13 protein-coding genes are annotated in these 22,365 nt (G+C 44.8%); 3 read left to right on the top strand and 10 right to left on the bottom strand.

All coding sequences use genetic code 11. From position 1 onward, the window contains the following. The first annotated feature begins 79 nt into the window (after nt 1–79). Nucleotides 80–1,879 (top strand): glycoside hydrolase family 15 protein, encoded by a 1,800-nt coding sequence (locus GGE08_RS06220; RefSeq protein WP_179384034.1) that lies wholly within the window; start codon nt 80–82, stop codon nt 1,877–1,879. A gap of 209 nt (nt 1,880–2,088) precedes the next feature. Here the strand turns inward: GGE08_RS06220 and GGE08_RS06215 are convergent, their stop codons facing one another. The 9 genes from GGE08_RS06215 to purL form a co-directional block, all read right to left on the bottom strand. Next, entirely contained in the window at nt 2,089–5,121 is a 3,033-nt protein-coding gene (locus GGE08_RS06215) for a VPS10 domain-containing protein (protein ID WP_179384033.1), read from the bottom strand. A 54-nt stretch (nt 5,122–5,175) separates the two neighbouring features. Then, on the bottom strand, nt 5,176–5,946 hold the full coding sequence (locus GGE08_RS06210; protein WP_179384032.1) for an outer membrane lipoprotein-sorting protein: 771 nt from the start codon (nt 5,944–5,946) through the stop codon (nt 5,176–5,178). Between the two features lie 302 nt (nt 5,947–6,248). Then, complete coding sequence (locus GGE08_RS06205) at nt 6,249–8,054, bottom strand: acyl-CoA dehydrogenase family protein (RefSeq protein ID WP_179384031.1); 1,806 nt, start codon at nt 8,052–8,054, stop codon at nt 6,249–6,251. Nucleotides 8,055–8,095: 41 nt separating this feature from the next. Then, a complete protein-coding gene (locus GGE08_RS06200) occupies nt 8,096–8,449 on the bottom strand; it encodes a four helix bundle protein (RefSeq protein WP_179384030.1) in 354 nt (117 codons plus the stop codon). A 38-nt stretch (nt 8,450–8,487) separates the two neighbouring features. Next, a complete protein-coding gene (locus tag GGE08_RS06195) occupies nt 8,488–9,678 on the bottom strand; it encodes an acetyl-CoA C-acyltransferase (RefSeq protein ID WP_179384029.1) in 1,191 nt (396 codons plus the stop codon). A 77-nt stretch (nt 9,679–9,755) separates the two neighbouring features. Further along, nucleotides 9,756–12,161, bottom strand: a complete 2,406-nt coding sequence (locus tag GGE08_RS06190; RefSeq protein WP_179384028.1) for a 3-hydroxyacyl-CoA dehydrogenase/enoyl-CoA hydratase family protein — start codon at nt 12,159–12,161, stop codon at nt 9,756–9,758. A 15-nt stretch (nt 12,162–12,176) separates the two neighbouring features. Then, nucleotides 12,177–12,626, bottom strand: coding sequence for a MarR family winged helix-turn-helix transcriptional regulator (locus GGE08_RS06185; protein ID WP_179384027.1), 450 nt, complete (start codon nt 12,624–12,626; stop codon nt 12,177–12,179). A 429-nt stretch (nt 12,627–13,055) separates the two neighbouring features. After that, the gene (locus GGE08_RS06180) at nt 13,056–14,825 is read right to left on the bottom strand and encodes an AMP-dependent synthetase/ligase (RefSeq protein ID WP_179384026.1); all 1,770 of its coding nucleotides are present in this window, start codon (nt 14,823–14,825) and stop codon (nt 13,056–13,058) included. A 126-nt stretch (nt 14,826–14,951) separates the two neighbouring features. Next, entirely contained in the window at nt 14,952–18,653 is a 3,702-nt protein-coding gene (gene purL, locus GGE08_RS06175; protein ID WP_179384025.1) for a phosphoribosylformylglycinamidine synthase, read from the bottom strand. 195 nt (nt 18,654–18,848) lie between these two features. On the opposite strand from purL, the gene GGE08_RS06170 reads away from it, so the two are divergent. Both GGE08_RS06170 and GGE08_RS06165 read left to right on the top strand, forming a co-directional pair. Then, nucleotides 18,849–19,007, top strand: a complete 159-nt coding sequence (locus tag GGE08_RS06170) for a hypothetical protein (RefSeq protein ID WP_179384024.1) — start codon at nt 18,849–18,851, stop codon at nt 19,005–19,007. Nucleotides 19,008–19,081: 74 nt separating this feature from the next. Beyond that, the gene (locus GGE08_RS06165) at nt 19,082–20,674 is read left to right on the top strand and encodes an amidohydrolase (protein WP_179384023.1); all 1,593 of its coding nucleotides are present in this window, start codon (nt 19,082–19,084) and stop codon (nt 20,672–20,674) included. 457 nt (nt 20,675–21,131) lie between these two features. Here GGE08_RS06165 and GGE08_RS06160 read toward each other — a convergent pair whose 3' ends face one another. Continuing rightward, entirely contained in the window at nt 21,132–22,346 is a 1,215-nt protein-coding gene (locus tag GGE08_RS06160; RefSeq protein WP_179384568.1) for an RsmB/NOP family class I SAM-dependent RNA methyltransferase, read from the bottom strand. Between the last annotated feature and the right edge of the window lie 19 nt (nt 22,347–22,365).

The raw sequence follows: 22,365 nt of genomic DNA, 5'->3' as shown, positions 1-22,365 counted from the left end.
TAATTTTTTCTTTCTTTAAAAATCGGGAAATTCGAGCGCAAAACCAATTCATTCGAACCCTTTTGAGAATTTTTGAGCTATGGACAACTTGAATTACGGAATTATAGGAAATTGCAGAAGCGCGGCATTGATTTCCAAAGAAGGCTCCATAGACTGGTGCTGTTTGCCGCAGTTTGACTCTACTTCGATATTTGCCAAGCTGTTGGATGAACAAAAAGGCGGCAGTTTTGAGGTGCACCCCAAAGGGGATTATGCCGTGGAACAGGAGTATTACCGCAACACTGCCATTCTCATTACGCGTTTTACCGAGGGTGACAATGTTTTTGAGGTGCACGACTTTATGCCGCGCCACCATAAAATGAACGGAAAATACAAGGCGCAGCCCGAGATTATACGTTATATCAAACATGTGTCGGGGTCTCCAAAATTTGCGGTCAACTACGACCCCAAGTTGGAATACGGACTGGGAGAGACCAAGCATTATGTGAAGGAGGACTTTATCGCCAGTCTTACCCATAAATTGAAGTACGATACGCTTTTCCTGTATACCTCCTTTGATAAGGATCGTGTTTTAGCTGGAGATGAAATTGTACTGGAGGAAGATGGTTACTTTTTGATATGCTACAACGAAAAAATCATTAAGCCTACCACCGATACCATGGGATTGGAACTGGAACGGACCAAGGTGTATTGGTTGGATTGGGCCGCAAAAACTCCTGATTATCAAAAGTTCAAGGATGAAATCATCCGTAGTGCCATTACACTAAAAATGCTGACTTACGACAAAACAGGGGCGGTTTTGGCAGCAGCCACCACTTCCTTGCCCGAGACCATTGGTGAGGTAAGGAATTGGGACTATCGCTTTTGTTGGATTCGGGATGCCTCCATGGTCATTAAAGTGGTTTCGGAGCTGGGACACAAAAATTCTGCTAAGCGTTATCTGCAATTTATCATTGATTTGATGCCCGACAAGGACGAAAAACTTCAGATCATGTATGGCATCAACAAGGAAAAAACCTTAACGGAACGGACACTGGCCCATTTTGATGGGTATAAAGGCTCCAAACCCGTCCGTATTGGAAATGCAGCTTATAAACAGCGTCAAAATGATATTTATGGCATTTTGATGGATGTGATTTACGAACAGTTGCGCAATTTCAGTAACGATATTGAAAATGTAGAGGAGCTTTGGAGCATTACCAAAGGTATTGTTTGGATCGTGGGCAAACACTGGGAGGAGCCAGACAAAGGTATTTGGGAATTCCGAGGAGAGGACAAACACTTCACTTTTTCCAAAGTATTGTGCTGGGTGGCGCTGGACAGGGCCATAAAAGTGGCTCAAATGTTCGGTAAGACCCGAAAATTGGAACGATGGGTAGCCCTTGAACAGAAAATCAAGAAAGACATTCACGATAACGCCTGGAACAGTGACATCAATGCTTTTGTGCAAAGCTATGGTTCCCGACACTTGGATGCTTCGGTGCTTTTAATGGAGCCCTACGGGTTTATTCATGCCAAGGACCCTAAATACGTAAACACCGTTAAGGCGATTGAAGAAGGCTTAAGCAACGACGGTTTATTGTACCGATACAAGAACGAGGATGACTTCGGATTGCCTTCGTCCTCCTTTACCATCTGTACGTTTTGGTTCATCAATGCCCTGTTCAAGATTGGGGAAGAGGAAAAAGCTTTGGAGCGCTTTGAGCGTTTATTGAGTTATAGCAATCATTTAGGACTCTTTAGTGAGGATATTGATTTTAAAACCAAGCGTTTGTTGGGCAATTTCCCACAAGCATACTCACACTTGGCATTGATTGAATGTGCCATCAACTTTTCCACCAAACAGAAGGACGAAAAAATATTGGAATCCATAGGGTAGGTTAGAGGAGTATTTGAACCATGCTAAGGGATACCTGAACAGTGGATTTTAAAAAAGAGGCCGTCTAAAAAGCATAATATTTCAACCTCGTCAGGTTGAGCGCAGTCGAAACCCATTGATTGTCAATGGATTTTAAGTTCTCGACTGCGCTCGAACTGACAGATAATAGCTTTTTTGGACAGCCTCTTTTAAGTTGTTCAAAAGACGACCTATTTACTTTCCAAGAAGTCTTCAAAAGTCATCAAGGATACAGCCTGCTTTTTAAGGTATTTATCTTTCAACTTGGCAAAATCCGTTTTAGCGGTATTGAACCGTTCTGCTATCACTTCCAAATTTTTAAGCTCCGCAGCGGAGGGCTTGTCATAGTTTGAGGCGACCTTGCTATACAGATCGGCCATTCGTTCCCGTAATTGTGGTTCCGCGCTGCCCACATAATTATCGCCAGTGGTAATGACCAGGGTTTCTTTGAGACTGTTTAATTTCTCTACCGTTTTTTTGTCACCAGCGGTATTCGCATTTTCCATGATTTCGTCCAATTCATATACCAAATAGGCAAGCTCTTGGGTCATATCATATAGCTTCATGGTCGTTACTTCTTTCAGTTCACGGTCTTTTTCCGTTAAAGGTGAATTCTTGTCGTATACCAGATTAAAGGTATGCTCAAATGTTTCCTTCCCTTTCGTAATGACCGCTTTGTAGGTGCCCGCGGGTACCTTTGGCGCTGTAAACCCACCAAAACTAAAGGTTTTTCCTTTGGCGACTTTAGGTACTTTTCGGGTGTAGTTCCAGTTGACCACGTTGATGCCTTTTGATTTACCTGGACCTAATTCGGCAATCTGGTTACCCTCCATGTCTTCAATCACCATGGTCATCTTGCCAAAGGTATGCCTCTTGTTCAGATAGTATTTAATTTGGACATCCTTGGTTTTGTTGCTCCCAACAAATTGGGTTTCAGTTCCAAAATTTCCACTGAAAGAACTGGTTTCGCTGATTTCGGTATCAGGTGTCTCAAAAAAATGCAGGGTCTTTCCCAACACTTTGTTATTGATACTGCGAAGAGGGGATATGTCATCCAAAATAATTATTCCTCTACCGTGTGTGCCCATGACCAAATCGTTGGTCTTTTTATGTAGTTCGATAAAGTGAACGGCTACTGCGGGCATATTGTTGGTGAATTTTTTCCAATTCTTTCCACCATCCATAGTGATGTACAGTCCAAATTCAGTTCCTAGAAACAATAGGTCTGGATTTTCGTAGTCTTCCTGAATGTTTCTGGCGAAACCAACCACATCATCAGAAATTATGCTCGTCCATGTTTTACCAAAGTCCGTGGTTTTAAAGGCATAGGGCGTCATATCGTTCATGGTGTGACCATCGAAAACGGCATAGGCGGTACCTTTGTCAAAAACACTGGCTTCAATATGATAGCACCATGTGTTTTTTGGTAGACCGGGAATGTTGGCCACGGTATTCGTCCATGTTTTGCCACCATCTTGGGTCACTTGAACATTCCCATCATCCGTACCCACCCAAATGACGTTTTCATCCAATGTGGATTCGGCAATGGTAAAAATGGTGGTATGATTTTCTGCCCCTGAATTATCCATGGAAAGTCCGCCGGAATCTTCTTGATTCTGCTTGGCGGGGTCGTTTGTGGTCAGGTCGGGCGAGATGATTTCCCAAGTATCTCCCATATCTTCCGATTTATGAAGGTATTGGCTGCCCATGTAGAAACGGTCTGGTTGATGTGCACTAATGGCCATTGGTGCATTCCAATTCCAGCGTAGTTTTTGGTCCTCGCTTACGGGAAGTGGTTGAATGGTCTTGGTCAATTGCCGTTCCGTGTCGATGCGCCACACATTTTCCGCTCCCTGCATTTCTGAATAAATGATGGGTTTCGTGGGATGCTTCAACACACGGAAACCATCCCCGGCACCTATGGAGTTCCAATCACGTGCCTCAACACCATTTGGAGAGGAGGAAGGTCCCCACCAAGAGCCATTATCCTGCAATCCTCCATATACATTGTAAGGTTCGGCATCGTCCACACTAACTTGATAAAACTGGGAAAGTGGAAGATTTTCCACAATTTCCATGGTCGTACCGCCATCCCAGGTACGATAAACACCTCCATCGGTTCCTACGTACATGATATCGGAATCTTTGATATGGAATACCATATCATGAATATCGGAGTGCATATTTCCTAGGTTTTTGAATGTTTTTCCACCATCTCTGGAAATGGAACCACTTAAACCGCCTTTCACAACTACATTCTCATTTTTTGGGTCGACGACAATCCTTGAGAAATAGAAGGGTCTTACTGTAATTCCAAAATCGTTGTTCAACTGTTCCCAAGAGGCACCGGCATCATTACTGCGGTACAGGCCTTTGCGCTCATCCTTTTCTGCCTCGATGACCGTGTAAAGCACGTTGGGGTTTGAAGGTGCCACTGCAATGGCCAATCGGCCCAATTTCCCTGCTGGGAAGCCATTGTGGATTTTGTTCCATGTTTTTCCTCCATCCGTAGATTTGTAGAGCGCACTTTTGTCGCCACCGGACTCAAAAGACCAGCCTGTTCTTCGGAATTCCCACATAGAAGCGTATAGGATGTCGGGATTTGTAGGGTCCATGGCCAAATCGGCACATCCTGTTTTTGGATCAACGTACAAAAGCTGTTCCCAAGTTGCTCCGCCATCGGTGGATTTATATACGCCACGTTCTTCACTATCGCCCCAAAGCGCTCCCAAAACCCCAACATAAATTTCTTGGGAGTTGTTTGGGTTTACAATGATATTGGCAATCCGTTCCGATTTTTCAAATCCTATTTTGTTCCAGTTGGCGCCACCATCCGTGCTTTTATAAAGTCCATCGCCAATGGATACACTATTTCTGGTCCATGTTTCCCCAGTACCTACATAAACGGTATTATCTGGGTCGTTGGGGTCCAGTGCCACTGCTCCAATCGATTGGCAGTAATCGTCAAAAATGGGATTGAAGGTTGTTCCACCATCACTGGATTTCCATACCCCACCGCCAGCGGTCCCGGCATACACAATGCGGCTATTGGTCGGGTGGGTTTCCATGTCGTTGATACGCCCGCTCATCAGCGCAGGCCCTATATGTCGTGCGGTCAAATCACCAAAAAGCGCTTTGCCGTCAATTTCCTCCAAGGTTTGGGAGTATCCCGCAGCCATAGATAGGACCGAAAGAACGGTCCAAACAAATTGTAGTTTTTTCATTCCATGTCAGTTTAAAAAAAAGACCCTAAAAAGATAGGGCCTTGGTATCGGATTTTATTTTTTTTCAGTCTCGCCCACTTCATCTGGGAAAGCAAATTCAGTATCTGCAATGGCAGGGTTGAGTTCGATGCTGTCAATGGTGATAGGCTGCGCTTGACCATCCTTTACGCCCTGTGTCATGGAAAATGGAAAGTACATGCCATTTACTTCTTGATAATCGCTCATGGTTACTTCGCTAACCTGTCCTTTAGCTGGTCCTGATTTAATTTCGGACTGCATTGCGATGGGTACAAAATTGTCTTTGTCAAAAAAGTAATACGAAACATCATCCTGTTGCGTACCATCAATGGTAATGGGTTCTTTGACCAATTTTATCTTGAAGGTCTCCGTTCCATCTATAGTTTCAGTGCCAAGAAGCTCAACGGTGTACCCTTTTTCTTTGTAGTCAATAAAGGAATCAGGAAAGTCGTTGGTGTTCAGTTTAAAATTGGAGGTTTCCTCGGCATCCGATTTTTCCGCTTTCATGGTCATAAAGTTATGGCTCCAGAGCGTTTCTCCATCAAATACTCCTTGTTTGATTTCCTTACCCTGAAAGGTGATTTTCGTCATTTGTCGACCATCTTTTAGATTATAGATTTCCAAAGGAATTTCCATACCGCCCTGGTTCACTTTGGCGGTCATTTTGATGCCCTCTAAATTTTTCCAATTATCGAGTCCACCCGTGTTCTCAAAATAATTTTCGATGATTTCATCCGCGGTTTGCGCCTGAAGCGGCATGGCCAGTGCAACAGCGATAAGTGTAATGGTTAATTTTAACGCTTTCATTTTTAAGTTTTTATGTTGTAATGATTAGTTTTAAAAATAATGAAATTGTTACATCATTTTAGAAAAGATTTGACAGAAAATACAAGAGAGCACAAACATTTTTTCAGTTTGCGTTTCCGGAGACCCAAATACTGTTTTCAACGCACAAAGCACATGTCGAAATAGATACCTGAAATTAAGTTGCTGTAACCCCTGATGCAGTTGAAAATGAAGGGCAAATTATTCAGCAGTAATCATAAAAAAACGCCCCGACCGGGGCGTTTTCAAATCTTGGAGGGTGTATTCCCCCATGATTATTGGAATTAGTCAAAGGTATACCCATTGTCAGCGGCCACTTTGTCCGCAATCTGCGTTCTAAGTTTTACCACATTGGGCTGGTTAGCGTACTTTGTGAATCTTTTAAGTCCCATTAACATCATACGTTGTTCATCACCTTCGGCAAAGGATACGATGGCTTCCTTGGCCTTTTGTTGGATGATGTCCACCGCCCTATACAAATACAGCTTGGACATGGCGATTTGGGTAGCTTGTGCCTCTTCGCCGAAGCGTTTTGCATTTTTCTCGGTTCTAAGTAGGGCTGATTCTGCCATGTAGATTTGAATCAAGATATCTGAAGCGGCCATCAACAACATTTGGTGTTTTTCCAAATCGGGTCCAAACTTTTGAACGGCACTACCGGCGACCATCAAGAATACTTTCTTCAATCGGGCAAGCAAGTCCTTTTCTTCGGACAACAATTCTGAAAAATCAGGTGTATCGAAGGATGGAATTCCCATCAACTCTTCGCCCACGGCAGTGGCTGGCCCTAAAAGGTCCACATGACCTTTCATGGCTTTTTTTACCAACATGCCTACGGAAAGCATACGGTTGATTTCGTTCGTACCTTCATAAATTCTAGAGATTCGAGCGTCTCTCCATGCCGATTCCATTGGAGTATCAGCGCTAAAGCCCATTCCTCCGAATACTTGGATGCCTTCATCCGTAGTATGTTGCACGTGCTCGGAAACGGCTACTTTCAAAATAGAGCATTCAATGGCGTATTCCTCTACACCTTTCAGTTCCGCTTCTTGATGGGAGTTACCGCTGGCTTCGCGAATGGCGATTCTATCCTCGATATTTTTGGCGGCACGGTAGCATGCAGCTTCATCCACATAAGCGTTGGTGGCCATGTCTGCAATTTTTGCTTTTATGGCTCCAAAATTGATGATAGGTGTTTTGAACTGAACACGCTCATTGGCATATTTCGTAGCCTCGTTGATCACACGGCGTTGTGCTTCCAAACAAGCGGCAGCCAATTTGATACGACCTACATTTAAGGCGTTCATGGCGATTTTGAATCCATTGCCTCTCTCGGAAAGCATATTTTCTGCGGGTACTTTGGTCTCGTTGAAGAATACTTGTCGGGTAGAGGAGGAGTGGATACCTAATTTCTTTTCCTCATCACCTAAGCTTATGCCATTGCTTGGATCGTTTTCAACAATAAAGCCTGTGATGTTCTTGTCATCTTCAATACGCGCAAATACAATGAACAGATTGCAGAAGCCTGCGTTGGAAATCCACATTTTTTGTCCTGTAATGCTGTAATACTTCCCATCTTCTGAAAGAACAGCTTTGGTTTTACCGGAGTTGGCATCCGAACCTGCTCCTGGTTCTGTTAAGCAATAGGCGCCAAACCACTCACCGCTAGCCAATTTGGGAACGTATTTTTGTTTTTGCTCCTCTGTTCCGTATAGCGTAATCGGCATGGTCCCGATTCCGGTGTGCGCTCCAAAGGCTGTACTAAATGATCCTGTGGCCCCAGAAATGTAGTCACACACCAACATGGTGGACACAAAGCCCATTCCCATACCACCATACGATTCTGGTACGGCTACGCTCAGCAGACCTAGCTCACCTGCTTTTCGCATGCATTCTTCGGTGTAGGCGTAGTCTTTTTTCTCAAAACGCTCCCAGTGTGCCCATAGCTCTCTGTCTACGAACTCCTTGGTGCTTTCGCGCATCATCTTTTGCTCTTCATTGAGGTCTTCAAGGGTGAAAACGTCCTCACATTTGGTCTCCTTGACCAAAAATTGACCACCTCTCAGTATGTCTTTTTCTGCTGTTTCCATTTTTGTTAATGATTAAAGAAGATAGAAAATAGAGGAAAGACCTATTCCAACCCGTTTTGAAAACCCATGGTCATCTTTTGCCATTCTTCAATTTTATCTTCAAGTGTTTTTAAAATTTCAGTATTAATATATTTTCTATGTTTTGCAACCAAAAGCTGTGTTCCTAATTCAAAGGAGGATCCCAAAGCAATATCTATGAAATACTTAAAAGATTTGTCCGTTCTCGCAGATCCTTCAGCTATATTGCTCGGCATGGACACGGAGCATCTACTTATCTGGGAACTTAGGTCATATCTTTCGTGTTTAGGGAAATGAATGAGCAAATCAGAAATGTCATTTGCAATTTCCAATCCAAGCGACCAGATTTTCAAGTTTTTATAGTTATGCCTTTTCATTTGGAACATCTCTTTTCTGTAGTCTTTTTTCTTTAACCTTAAGAAAGAAACTCAAATATTCCCGCCGCTCCTTGACCAGTACCCACGCACATGGTTACCATACCATACTTTCCTTTCATGTCGCGTTTTCGCATCTCATCAAAAAGTTGAACGGATAATTTGGCTCCAGTACAACCAAGGGGGTGACCTAGTGCTATGGCTCCACCGTTGACGTTTACGATGTCTTGGTTGAGTCCCAACTCACGAATTACCGCTAAGGATTGTGAAGCGAAGGCTTCGTTCAATTCGATAAGGTCTATTTGGTCCTGTTTTAATCCAGCCTGTTTTAGAGCCTTCGGAATGGCTTTTACGGGGCCAATTCCCATAATTCTTGGTTCCACACCTGCAGCGGCATAATTCACTAAACGTGCAACGGGTTCTAGATTCAGCTCTTTTACCATTTCTTCGCTCATCACCATTACAAAGGCAGCACCATCGCTCATTTGGGATGAATTACCTGCCGTAACACTTCCACCTTCGGCAAATACGGGTCTCAATTTGTTCAAGGTTGGGATGTTAGTCCCTTTCCTTGGGCCTTCATCTTTGTTGACCGTGTAGGTCTTTGTCTCTTTCTTTCCTGCCTCGTTCACAAAGGTGTGTTCCACCTCAATGGGCACGATTTGGTCTTGAAAACGGTTTTCCTCCTGTGCTTTAAGTGCTTTCATATGGGAGTTGAAGGCAAATTCGTCTTGGTCTTCACGGGAAACTTTGAATTGCTGGGCCACAGCTTCGGCTGTAAGTCCCATACCCCAGTAGTAGTCCTCGTGCCCTGCTTTAGCAGTAGCATAATCCGGGGTAGGTTTGTAACCTCCCATGGGTATGTAGCTCATGCTTTCCGCACCACCTGCAATGATGCAATCCGCCATTCCTGATTGTATTTTCGCCGTAGCAATGCCAATGGTCTCCAATCCAGATGCGCAATAGCGATTCACGGTCACCCCAGGGACATCCTCGATGTTCAATCCCATCAGGGAGATGAGCCGTCCCATGTTTAAACCTTGTTCGGCTTCGGGCATGGCATTTCCAACGATAACGTCATCAATACGTTTTTTGTCGAGCTGGGGCAACTCGTTCATCATGTACTCGATGGTCTCCGCGGCCAGTTCGTCAGGTCGCTTAAACCGGAACAATCCCTTTGGCGCTTTGCCCACGGCTGTTCTATATCCTTTTACTATGTATGCTGTTTTCATTTTTCTTTTTGATTTTTAGATTCAAGAACCAAGAGTCAGGATTTTGGGTCTTGGCTCTTTTGTCTTGATTCTTGTGTCTAATTTCTCAAGGGTTTCCCCGTTTTCAACATGTGTTGGATGCGTTCCAATGTTTTTCTTTCGGTACAAAGGGACAAAAAGGCTTCCCGTTCCAAATCCAAAAGATATTGTTCGCTTACCATTGTCGCTTCAGATAGGTCGCCTCCAGCCATGACGTAGGCCAATTTATCGGCAATCTTTTTGTCGTGTTCCGAAATGTAGTGTCCCGCTTCCATGGAGTCAGTTCCTACCAAGAACATGCCCAAGGCCTGTTTTCCAAGGACCTTGACATCCTTTCGCTTCACAGGTTTGGTGTAGCCTGCATCAGCCATGATTTTCGCATAGGCTTTTGCTGTTGCTATCTGACGGTCTTTATTGACCACAACTACGTCTTTTCCTTTTTGAAGGATACCCAAATCGAAGGCTTCGTAGGCTGAGGTGGATACTTTGGCCATACCAATGGTCAAGAAATACTCCTGAAGCACATTGAGCTCCACATCATTTTTTCGGAAGGTATCCGAGGCACGTAGCGCCATTTCTTTGGAACCTCCGCCACCTGGAATCACGCCCACGCCAAATTCCACTAATCCAATATAGGTTTCGGCCGCGGCCACCACCTTATCAGCATGAAGCGAAAGTTCGCAGCCTCCTCCCAAGCACATACCGTGGGGAGCAGCTACGGTTGGAATGGAACTGTAGCGCATGCGCATCATCGTATCTTGGAACATTTTGATGGCCATATTGAGCTCATCGTATTCCTGTTCCACAGCCATCATAAAAATCATTCCGATGTTGGCGCCAACGGAGAAATTGGCCGCTTGGTTTCCGATAACCAAACCTGCAAAATCCTTTTCGGCAAGGTCTACGGCTTTGTTCAAACCGGCTAGTACGTCGCCACCGATGGTGTTCATTTTGGACTGGAATTCACAGTTTAAGATGCCATCACCCAAATCCTCGATAACCACACCGCTATTTTTAAAGACCTCTTTGGTTTTTCGGATGTTGTCCAAAATAATAAAGGCATCCTGACCTGGAACTTTCTCCATAGTCTTCTTAGGAATATCGTAGAAATAGGTGTTACCTTCTTTTATGGTGTAGAAGGAGTCCATTCCTGCAGCTTTCATCTCTGCTACCCAAGGGGCTGCTTCCAGACCTTCTGCCTTGATAAATTCCAAACCTTTGTCGAGTCCCACAGCATCCCAAATTTGGAAAGGTCCGTGTTCCCAACCAAAGCCGGCTTTCATGGCATCATCTATTTTGTATAATTCGTCCGTAATTTCTGGAATACGGTGGGTCACGTAAGCAAATAAAGCTCCAAAGCTCTTACGATAGAATTCTCCGGCCTTGTCTTTGCCATCTACCAATACAGGAAAACGGTCTATGACCTTATCAATGGTCTTGGTGAGTTCCAAGGTTGCAAATTTTGCACTCTTTTTGGAACGGTAATCCATGGTATCCAAATCCAAGGTCAGGATTTCACTCTTGCCATCGTCTCCTTTTACCTTTTTGTAGAATCCTTGTCCAGATTTACTGCCCAACCATTGGTTGTCCATCATGGTTTGGATAAAATCGGGCAGTTGGAACAGTTCATGACGTTCATCGTCCTTGCAGTTTTCACTGATACCATTTGCTACGTGCACAAGAGTGTCGAGTCCAACCACATCTACCGTACGGAAGGTGGCGGATTTGGGTCGACCAATAACTGGACCTGTCAGCTTATCCACTTCCTCCACCGTCATGCCCATTTCCTTAACGGCATGGAACAGGCTTTGAATGCTAAAAATTCCAATTCGGTTACCGATAAAAGCTGGGGTGTCCTTGGCGACCACTGAGGTTTTGCCCAAGAATTGTTCCCCATACCCATTTAAAAACTCTAATACATCTGCAGATGTTTTTGGTCCAGGTATGATTTCGAAAAGTTTAAGGTAACGCGCGGGATTGAAAAAGTGAGTGCCGCAGAAGTGTTTTTGGAAATCCTCGCTTCTTCCTTCGCTCATGAATCGAATTGGGATTCCCGAAGTGTTGGAAGTAATCAGCGTTCCCGGTGTACGGTGCTTATCTAAGGTCTCGAATACCTGTTTTTTAATGTCCAACCGTTCCACGACCACCTCGATGATCCAATCTACATCCGCTACTTTGGAAATATCGTCTTCCAAATTCCCGGTAGAGATACGATCTGCAAATTTTTTATGGTAAATAGGGGAGGGTTTGGATTTGAGGGCGGAAGCCAAGGAATCGTTTACCAATCGATTACGGACCACCTTATCTTCCAAGGTAAGTCCCTTGGCCTTTTCTTGGTCGTTGAGTTCACGGGGAACAATGTCCAAGAGCAATACCTCGACCCCGATGTTCGCAAAATGGCACGCTATGCCACTTCCCATAATTCCGGAACCGATTACGGCAACTTTGTTTATATGCCTTTTCATGTGCGCGTTTGAAATTTAATTATTAGTTGTTTTTAGATAGATTTTCTTGTCTGAAATAAGTTTATTAATGGTTTCTATGATTTTAAAGAAACCCGATAGGTCCTCTTGCGAGGTATGTTCTTTGACAACCTTGTTAAAACGTAGTACCACTTCTTTGGACTCTTCCCTTTTTTCCAGTCCCAGCGGGGTCAAGTAAATTAGGACTCCACGTCCGTCTTTAGGGTTACGTTTTCGTTGTATGTATCCCTTCTCTTCAATATTTTTCAATATCCTGGACAAACTGGTCGCTTCCATCCCCATTTTTGGTCCCAAGGTGGTACTGGGCGTCCCACCTTTAGGATCAATGCTCAACAGCGTAAAGCCTATGGCCATGGTGAGCCCATAGTTTTTGGCCTCTTCGTTGTACATTTTACTGACAGCTTGCCAAGTAGCCCTAAGGGCGTGATCAATGGTCAAATCTTTCATGGAACTGGTTTGGTGTTCTCAAATATATAAAAATTTATTATGCATGCATAATAAATTTAGGTTAAGTGCAACTAAATTTCCTCCTAAATGGAAGCATGGTATATCAGATATTATTTTTGGGATACTCTGATTGACACCATTGTTTTGAAAACCGTAGACGAACTAAGGCTAAATCAACTGTTTAATTTGGTTTAGTGCGTCGCAATGAGTTGATAAGATAGCATGGATTCAAACTAAAAAACCAACGAATTTCCGTTGGTTTTTTTATTACTGGCAACTATGCTTTGAGAGATTCTTCATCCCGATGGTTTTCCGGACGTTCAGAACGACAGTCGTTTTTGGAACCTTCTTTATTGAATATGTTAACGGTACATGAGATTTCTGACATTAGTTCGAAATGACAGTTAATCAGTGATTATTGTTCATTGATCAATGCCCGTAGATATCATTGTAAAGTTCGAGGTACATTTCCTTGATAGGCTTCCGCTTGAGCTTCATGGTTGGGGTTAGGTGTCCGTCTTCCACGGTCCAAACATCGGGGGTGAGCCTAAATTGCTTTACCTTTTCCCATTTGGCAAACTCTTGGTTGGCCCAATCCACTTCTTCTTGGAAACGTTCAATCACCTTTTCATTTTTCACAATATCGTCATTGGAACCTAATTCCAGTTTATGCCGCTTGGCCCATTCCCTGACAAAGTCAAAATTGGGCTGGATAAGGGCAGCAGGCATTTTTTCGCCTTCACCCACGACCATGATTTGCTCTATAAAACGGGATTGCTTAAATCGATTCTCCAACAATTGCGGAGCTACATATTTACCGCCAGAGGTTTTAAACATCTCTTTTTTACGGTCCGTGATGCGCAAGAAGCCCTCGGTGTCAATCTCACCGATATCACCGGTATGGAAGTAATCCCCGGTCATTACCTCGGCTGTTTTTTCAGGATCTTTGTAGTAGCCCATCATCACATTGGGCCCCTTGCATAGGATTTCACCGTCTTCGGCAATTTTCACTTCCACACCACCAATAATTTTTCCAACCGTGCCTATCTTCCAACCTTTGTTGCGCTGATCGTTCACGGCAATTACGGGGGATGTCTCGGTGAGTCCGTAGCCTTCCATGACGGGCATGTCAGCAGCAGCAAAAACCCTCGCTAGGCGAGCCTGAAGGGCTGCGCTTCCAGAAACCATTACCGATAGGTTGCCGCCCAAACCTTCTTTCCATTTGCTGAAAATAAGTTTTCGGGCCAGGCCCAATTTCTTTTCGTACCACCAACCATTGGCGCCGTAAGGCTCAAATTTAAGCCCGGTTTCCACAGCCCAGAAAAACAATTTCTTTTTGATTCCGGTAAGTGCTGCCCCTTTTGCAATGATGGCATCGTATACCTTTTCCAAAAGTCGGGGCACTACGGTCATCACATCCGGTTTTACTTCTTTTACGTTGTCACTGATCTTATCCAGACCCTCGGCAAAGTGAATCTCAATACCGCAATATTGGTATAGGTAAAGAATCATTCGCTCAAAAATGTGGCAAACTGGCAAAAAGCTCAATGCGGTGCCCCCGGTTTCAAAAGGTACCCTCACTTCGCTCGATATTACATTGGATACAATATTGTTGTGGGAGAGCATTACGCCCTTGGGTCTACCCGTAGTTCCCGAAGTATAGATCAAGGTGGCCAAATCTTCGGCCTTAACGGCTTTCTTTAATGCCTCCACTTCATCCTGATTGGAGGTATCACTCCCCATTTCAAGGACTTCTTTCCAATTTTTGCAATCCTTCAGTTCATCAAAAGAAAAGACTTCCTTCAAATTTTTTGCCTTGGATTGGATGGACTTTACCTTTTCAAAAACCTCTTCGCAGGAGACAAAACATAACTTAGCCTCCGAATGATTCAAAATGTACTCATAATCATCTTCGGAAATGGTGGGATAAATAGGTACGTTCTGTGCCCCGATTTGAAGAATGCCAATATCAATAATGTTCCATTCCGTTCGATTGGTCATGGAAATGATGGCAACCTTGTCGTTGGGTTTAATGCCCATCCGGAGCAAAGCGCGGCTGACCGCATTGGCCTTATCCACATATTCCTGTGTGGAGGTCGCTATCCATTTACCGTCACTTTTGGTGACCAATGATTTTGCTAAGGGATACTTCTCAAGTTGATAGTATGGGAAATCAAATAATCGGGTAACAGTTTGCATAGTAAGTTTGTGTAAAGCGTTTGCAAAATAGCAAATCAGACTTTAAGAATGAAACAGATTTAACAATTACCTAAGGTAAATTTTACCAATTTCCCAATTTATTGCCGAAAGCAACCCTGTGGATTTTTAATCTTCCAAGCTCTCTAGCCACACCCTAGCATTTACAAATGCTTGAAGCCAAGGTGAAACCACATCCGTTCTATCCTTTGGATAGTGCGCCCAATTCCACGGGAAGGTAGACCGTTCAATATGGGGCATGGTCACCAAGTGCCTACCTGTTTTATCGCAAAGCATGGCCGTATTGTAATCACTTCCGTTTGGATTGGCCGGGTAGCCCTCGTAACCATATTTGGCCACAATGTGATATTGGTCCTCTGCATGAGGCAAACTGAACTTGCCTTCACCATGGCTTATCCAGACACCCAAGGTAGTCCCCGCCAAATTGGACAGCATCACCGAATTGTTTTCTTGAATCTTGACAGAGGTGAAGTTGCTCTCGTGCTTGTGCGAATCATTGTAGGTCATTCTACCATGGGTTCCGTGTTCCGGGTTGATGAGGTCCAGCTCCATGAACAATTGGCAACCATTGCAGATTCCCACCGATAGCGTATCAGGTCTCGCAAAGAAATCTTTAAGGGCTTTGTTGGCCTTTTCATTGTATTTAAAGGCACCTGCCCATCCTTTGGCGCTTCCCAATACATCGGAGTTGGAGAAACCACCCACGGCACCGATAAACTGGATGTCTTCCAAAGTTTCACGGCCTGTGATCAGGTCGGTCATGTGCACATCCTTCACATCAAAACCGGCCAAGTACATGGCATTGGCCATTTCGCGCTCGGAATTGCTTCCTTTTTCCCGAAGGATGGCCGCTTTGGGTCGATGACTGAGGGTAGTCGAAGTCATCGGTAGCCTACCGTCAAAATCTTTTGGAAAAACATATTGGAGCGGCTGCTCTTTATAATTGTCGTAGCGATTTTTGGCCAAACCATTGGCGGTTTGTTTATTGTCCAAAAGGTAGGAGGTTTTGAACCAAGTATCCCTCAAAGAAGCAATGTTCAGCCCAATTTCAACACCGTTGTTTTTGATGTTCAAGGTGCTTTCCGATGTTGGCGTACCGATTTTGGTAAATTCAATACCTTCAGCTTTCAATTCATTTTCCACCGAATCATCTTTCGCTTGGAACACCACGCCACTGTTTTCTGAGAACAGAAGTTTGATGATGTCAGATTCGCCCAAACTGGACAAATCCAAATCAGCACCCAAATCAGTATCTGCAAAGCAAAGTTCCAACAGGGTGGTAATCAAACCACCTGAGGCTACATCGTGACCAGCCAAAACCTGATTGTTTTTGATGAGCTTCTGCAAGGTGTTGAATGCACTTTTAAAATAGTCGGCATCCAGAACAGAAGGTGCTTCATCGCCAATTCCGTTCAAAATTTGGGCGAACGATGAACCCCCTAATTTATGGCTGTCCTTGGACAGGTTGATGTAATAAATGTCACCGCCATTCTTTTGCAACACAGGCTCCACCACTTGGTTGATATTGTTGCAATGGGCCGCAGCGGAGATAATAACGGTCCCTGGGGACAATACTTCCCCATCCTTATATTTTTGTTTCATGGAGAGGGAATCCTTTCCAGTGGGCACATTGATGCCCAAATCGATGGCAAATTGCGATAAGGATTCAACCGCGGCATACAATCGGGCATCCTCACCTTCGTTTCTGCAGGGCCACATCCAGTTTGCGGATAGCGAAACAGATGTAAGACCATTCTGTAAAGGAGCCCAAACAATATTGGTCAAGGATTCCGCTACGCTGTTTCTACTTCCAGCCACCGGGTCGATCAATGCAGAAATGGGGGAGTGACCGATACTGGTGGCAATACCTTCCTTCCCTTTAAAATCGAGTGCCATTACGCCGCAGTTGTTTAAGGGCAACTGTAATGGTCCCGCACACTGTTGCTTTGCCACACGTCCGCCCACACAACGGTCCACCTTATTGGTCAACCAATCCTTGCAGGCTACGGCCTCCAATTGCAATACTTGCTCCAAATACTCATGGAAATGCTCCAAGGAGTAGGTAAGGGCCGGATATTTTTGTTGGGAGGTCTTGTCCGCCATGATGGTTTTTGGCGAACTCCCGAACATATCGGAAAGTTCTAAATTCATCGGGGTTTCGCCCGTGGTCCCTGAGGTAAATTTAAAGGTATGGTCGCCCGTAACCTCGCCTACATTGTACATGGGAGAACGCTCCCGGGCCGAAATTCGGTCCAAAAGGTCTAGGTCTTTCTCTCCTATGACCAAGCCCATTCGCTCTTGGGATTCATTGCCGATCAGTTCCTTTTTGGAAAGGGTAGGGTCGCCCACAGGCAATTTATCGGTATCGATGGTGCCTCCTGTTTCCTCTACCAATTCGGATAGACAGTTCAAATGTCCGCCTGCACCATGATCGTGAATGGAAACAATGGGGTTATCGTGACTTTCAAACAATCCACGGACAGCGTTTGAGGCTCTTTTTTGCATTTCAGGGTTGGAACGTTGCACCGCGTTCAATTCAATGGCGGAACTAAATTCTCCGGTATCTGCGCTGGATACGGCAGCACCACCCATCCCGATACGGTAGTTGTCCCCACCAAGAACGACTATTCTGTCTCCCTTGCTTGGGGTATCTTTTAAGGCTTGGTCCGTTTTTCCATAACCGATACCACCCGCCATCATAATTACTTTGTCGAAGCCCAGCTTTCGGGGTGTCATATCGAGCGCAGTCGAGATATCTTTCGGCTCATCATGTTCAAACGTCAACACTGAACCTGCAATCAATGGTTGACCGAATTTGTTGCCAAAATCGGATGCCCCATTGGAAGCTTTGATTAAAATATCCATGGGGGTTTGATACAGCCAATCCCGCTCTTTCATTCCCTTTTCCCATGGACGGTTCTCCTCTAAACGGGAGTAGGAGGTCATATAAACCGCAGTTCCCGCCAAAGGCAATGATCCTTTTCCGCCTGCTAAACGGTCCCTGATTTCCCCACCAGAACCTGTTGCAGCACCATTGAAAGGCTCTACGGTGGTCGGGAAATTGTGGGTTTCCGCTTTTAGGGATAAAACTGAATCAAATTCTTTTTCTTCGTAAAAGTCAGGTTGGTCTGCACTTTTTGGTGCAAACTGAATAGCTTTTGGGCCTTTTATAAAGGCCACGTTGTCTTTGTAGGCCGAAACAATATCGTTGGGGTTGGCTTCTGATGTTTTTTTGATCAGCTTGAACAAGGATGAAGGTTTCTCAACTCCATCAATCACAAAAGTGCCATTAAAAATCTTGTGGCGGCAGTGCTCGGAATTTACCTGACTGAAGCCAAAGACCTCTGAATCCGTCAACTTGCGTCCTAATTTCTTCGCCAATCCTTCCAGATAGGCCACCTCTTCCTCGCTAAGCGCCAATCCTTCTTTTTCGTTGTACGCTGCAATATCATCAATCTCCATAATAGGCTCAGGAACAATGTTGATGGTGAAAATATCCTGGCCCAAACTGGCGTATTTTTGGGAGAGCATCGGGTCAAAATCGGTGTAATCTACTGAAACAGCCCGGAACTCCTCAATTCGGATAATCCCCGAGATGCCCATGTTTTGGGTGATTTCGGTAGCGTTGGTACTCCATGGCGTAACCATAGCAGCACGTGGGCCAACAAAAAAGGCGTCGAGTGACGCCGCTTCAATCTTAGGCTGGTTGCCAAACAACCATGTCAGTTTGTTCGTGTCTTCCTGAGTGATTTCCTGAGCGGTTTGGACGGCAAAAACCTTGGTCGCCTTGTCCCCAAAAAAATGGATCATACAATCTTTGCGTTGAACGGTTTAAGAAAGTGCAAAAATACGATTTTACGGCGTAATTCGAGATACCGAAGGCGGGTTTTGTTAACGAACCGCTGTTGATAGCGCATCCGTCAGATCAAAAGGGGCATCCGTCAATTCATCGTCCCAAAAACCCATTGATTTTCATACGTTTGATTTTGGTTCAACGAATTTGACATGAAATCCATCAAAAAAACGAAGTTTTCGGACCGGTTCATAGCAGGCATTTTGCTATTGATTTTGGGAGGTATTCTTTTGATGCTTCTGGATGATGACCCCAACTGGGTGAATTTTTTCAAACATTTGATCAAAAATATCCTTCGGATTGTATTCTGATAGTCCATCAGCAAGCAAAGATTAAAGTTGTTTCACTATCTTAGAAGCATTATAGCTAACTCAAAACCAACCTTATGAAAACGACCAACCTCCTATTGTGCGGGATACTTCTTTTCGCAGGCATAATTACTGCCACAGCACAAAAAAAATACTCTAAAAGCCAGATTAAAAAGTTAAAGGCCGAAGTGGAAGCCCTTGTGGAAGCGAATCATAAGCAAACACAGGTCATGGTGGACAAAATCTTCAGTTTTGCGGAGCTCGGTTTCCAAGAAGAGGAAAGCTCCAAATACCTTACCGGTATCTTGGAAGAAAATGGCTTTGTCATTGAACGTTCCATTTCCAATATTCCCACGGCATGGTTTGCCACGTGGAGCAACGGCGAAGGCCCCGTGATTGCTTTGGGAAGTGACGTAGACTGTATCCCAAAGGCCTCACAGTATCCCGGTGTGGCCTATCATAAACCCATTGTGGAAGGCGCCCCAGGGCATGGTGAAGGCCATAATGCAGGGATTCCTTTGAACATCACCTCCGCTTTAGCGGTTAAGCAAGTGATGGAGCGGGAAGGTATAGGTGGAACCTTGGTGGTTTGGCCCGGTATTGCCGAGGAATTGGTCGCAGCCAAGGCCTGGTATGTGCGTGATGGCCTTTTTGATGACATCGACATGTGCATTTTTACCCATGTGAGCAGCAATTTGAGCGTTTCATGGGGACCTACCCGTGGTACGGGCCTAATTTCTGTGGAATATTTGTTTGAGGGCGAAGCAGCACATTCGGCCGGAGCTCCATGGCGAGGTCGTAGCGCCCTTGATGCCGCGGAGTTGATGAATATTGGATGGAACTACAAAAGGGAACATTTGCACCCATTGAAGCGTTCCCATTCCATTTTTACCGATGCAGGCGACCAACCCAATGTGGTACCCTCAAAAGCGGCAATTTGGTTCTATTTTAGGGACGTTACCTACGAGGGCATTATGGAAATGTATGCCGAGGCCAACGATATCGCCAAAGGCGCTGCCCTGATGACAGGTACAACCATGACCTCCCGTGTGCTGGGTACGGCTTGGCCAAGACACTTCAATAAGGTAATCGCCGAGACCATGTATGAAAATATCAAACAAGTGGGGCTGCCCAATTGGTCTGAAGCCGATCAAAAACTGGCCAAAGCCGTTCAAACGGAAATGAAGTCCAAAAAAATCGAGGGCTTGCCCACCGAATTATCAGAAATTGGACTGCCTGTCTTGGAGCCCGTGAGTGGAGGTTCGGACGATATCGGGGATATATCTTGGAAAGTGCCTACGGTTACCATGCGTTTTCCGTCCAACATTCCCGGACTGCCGGGTCACCATTGGGCCAATGCCATTGCCATGGCGACCCCCATTGCACACAAAGGGGTAACTGCCGGTGCCAAAGCGGAGGCCATGACCGTGATGGATTTTCTGTTGAAACCGGAATTGCTTACCCAAGCTTGGGACTATTTCAACAATGAACAGACCAAGGAAACCAAATACGAGCCCATGATTGCTGCGGATGATATGCCGCCTACCTATTTGAACAAGGATAAGCAGGATATGTTTAGGCCCGCTTTGGAGGAATTCTACTATGACGAAACCAAGTACGATACCTATTTGGAGCAGTTGGGCGTGGAATACCCTACGGTGAAACAATAATAGAATCATCTGTCACATCGATTGCAGTCGAGATGTTCAAAAGCGTTCTCGACTGCGCTCGAACTGACAAACTTGGTGTAAAGTGTTATGCTGAACTGGTTTCAGCATCTCATCAAAAAAGAAGATTACTGCCTGTCCGTTCAGCAGGCGGGCGCTGCAATGATAAATTCCAAAAACCAAATTCCATCCAAGGGTCATTTCGACATGAGCAACATGGTTGCGATTGAGAAATCTTATTTTCTAATTGGTTCTTGTAGATTTCTCACGCTCCCGTTTGGTCGGTTCGAATGTTTACAGAGGGAACCTATCGAGAACTTTTTTCAACAATCCATTTCCGAGCAAAGTTTAAATCACTTCTCGATACAATTTTGACTTCGTCAAAACCACTCGAAGTGACGAACAGCGCCTAACATGACATTCCGTACTAAATACGTAATCCATTTTATTCAGCCGTTCATCATGCCTTTTTCTTCAACAAAGCCATGTAAAACCCATCAAAACCGGTTTCTGAAGCATAGATGTTTTGCTCTTTCACAAACTCGAAATCCTTTCCATTTTCGGATTCCAAAAAGGTTTTGACTTGTTCGGAATTTTCTTGGGGAAGAATGGAACAGGTGGCGTAGACCATCTGTCCGCCTTTTTTGACCATTTTGCTGTAATTCTGGAGGATATCTTGCTGCACGCCCATAATACGTTCCACAAATTCGGGTTCCAATTTCCATTTGGAGTCAGGGTTCCTTTTAATGACTCCCAATCCAGAACAGGGCGCATCCAGCAGCAATCGGTCCGCGCTATTGTGTAATTTTTTGATAACCTTATTGGAATCGATGACCCGGGTTTCCATATTATGCACCCCATTGCGACGTGCTCTTTTCTTCAGCTTTTTCAATTTGCTTTCATAGATATCCAAAGCGATCAATTGCCCTTTGTTCTGCATTTGGGCTGCCAAGTGAAGGGTTTTTCCGCCCGCCCCGGCGCAGGCATCTACCACCCGATGGCCCGGTTCCACCTCCAAAAAGGGGGCGACCAGTTGGGAAGAAGCATCCTGAACCTCAAACAATCCATCCTTGAAGGCTTGGGTCACAAACACATTTTGGCGCTCAACGAGTTTTAGAGCATCAGGGTAGCCTTCAATGAATTCAGTGGCAATATCCTCCTTGGCCAAGAAGCTCTTCAACTGTGGTTTGGGAACTTTAAGGGTGTTGGTGCGGAGAATGACATCGGCTTGCTGATTTTGAGCTGCAATTTCTTTGGTCCATAACTCACTGCCCAGTGATTTTTCTCCCAATTCATCCATCCAATCCGGGACGGATTCCCTGAACTTTCGGATTTTGGACAATTCATCAAACCGACCTTTTATGCGACGCTCCGGTGTGCCTTCCAATTGTTTCCAATCCGGGATACGAATCCCGCGAAGCACACACCAAACCCCGAACAAACGGAACAGATGCTCCCTGCTATACGGTTCGTGCACTTCCGCAATTTCAGAGTACAGGCGTTTCCAGCGAACAATCTCATAGGTGGTCTCCGCAATAAAGCCACGGTCTCGAGAGCCCCAGCGTTTATCGTAGCGCAATACTTTTTCGATCACCTTATCGGCATATTCCCCTTCATTAAAAATCATGTGAAGGGCATCAATTACGGCAAATACCAAGTTTCTGTGTAAACGCATCATCTTAAATAAGGTTGCA

It is taken from the genome of Allomuricauda sp. ARW1Y1, from assembly GCF_013407935.1.
Lineage (GTDB): Bacteria > Bacteroidota > Bacteroidia > Flavobacteriales > Flavobacteriaceae > Flagellimonas.
The sequence above is the reverse complement of the archived record's forward strand: the minus strand, read 5'-3'. Positions and strand labels throughout refer to the sequence as shown.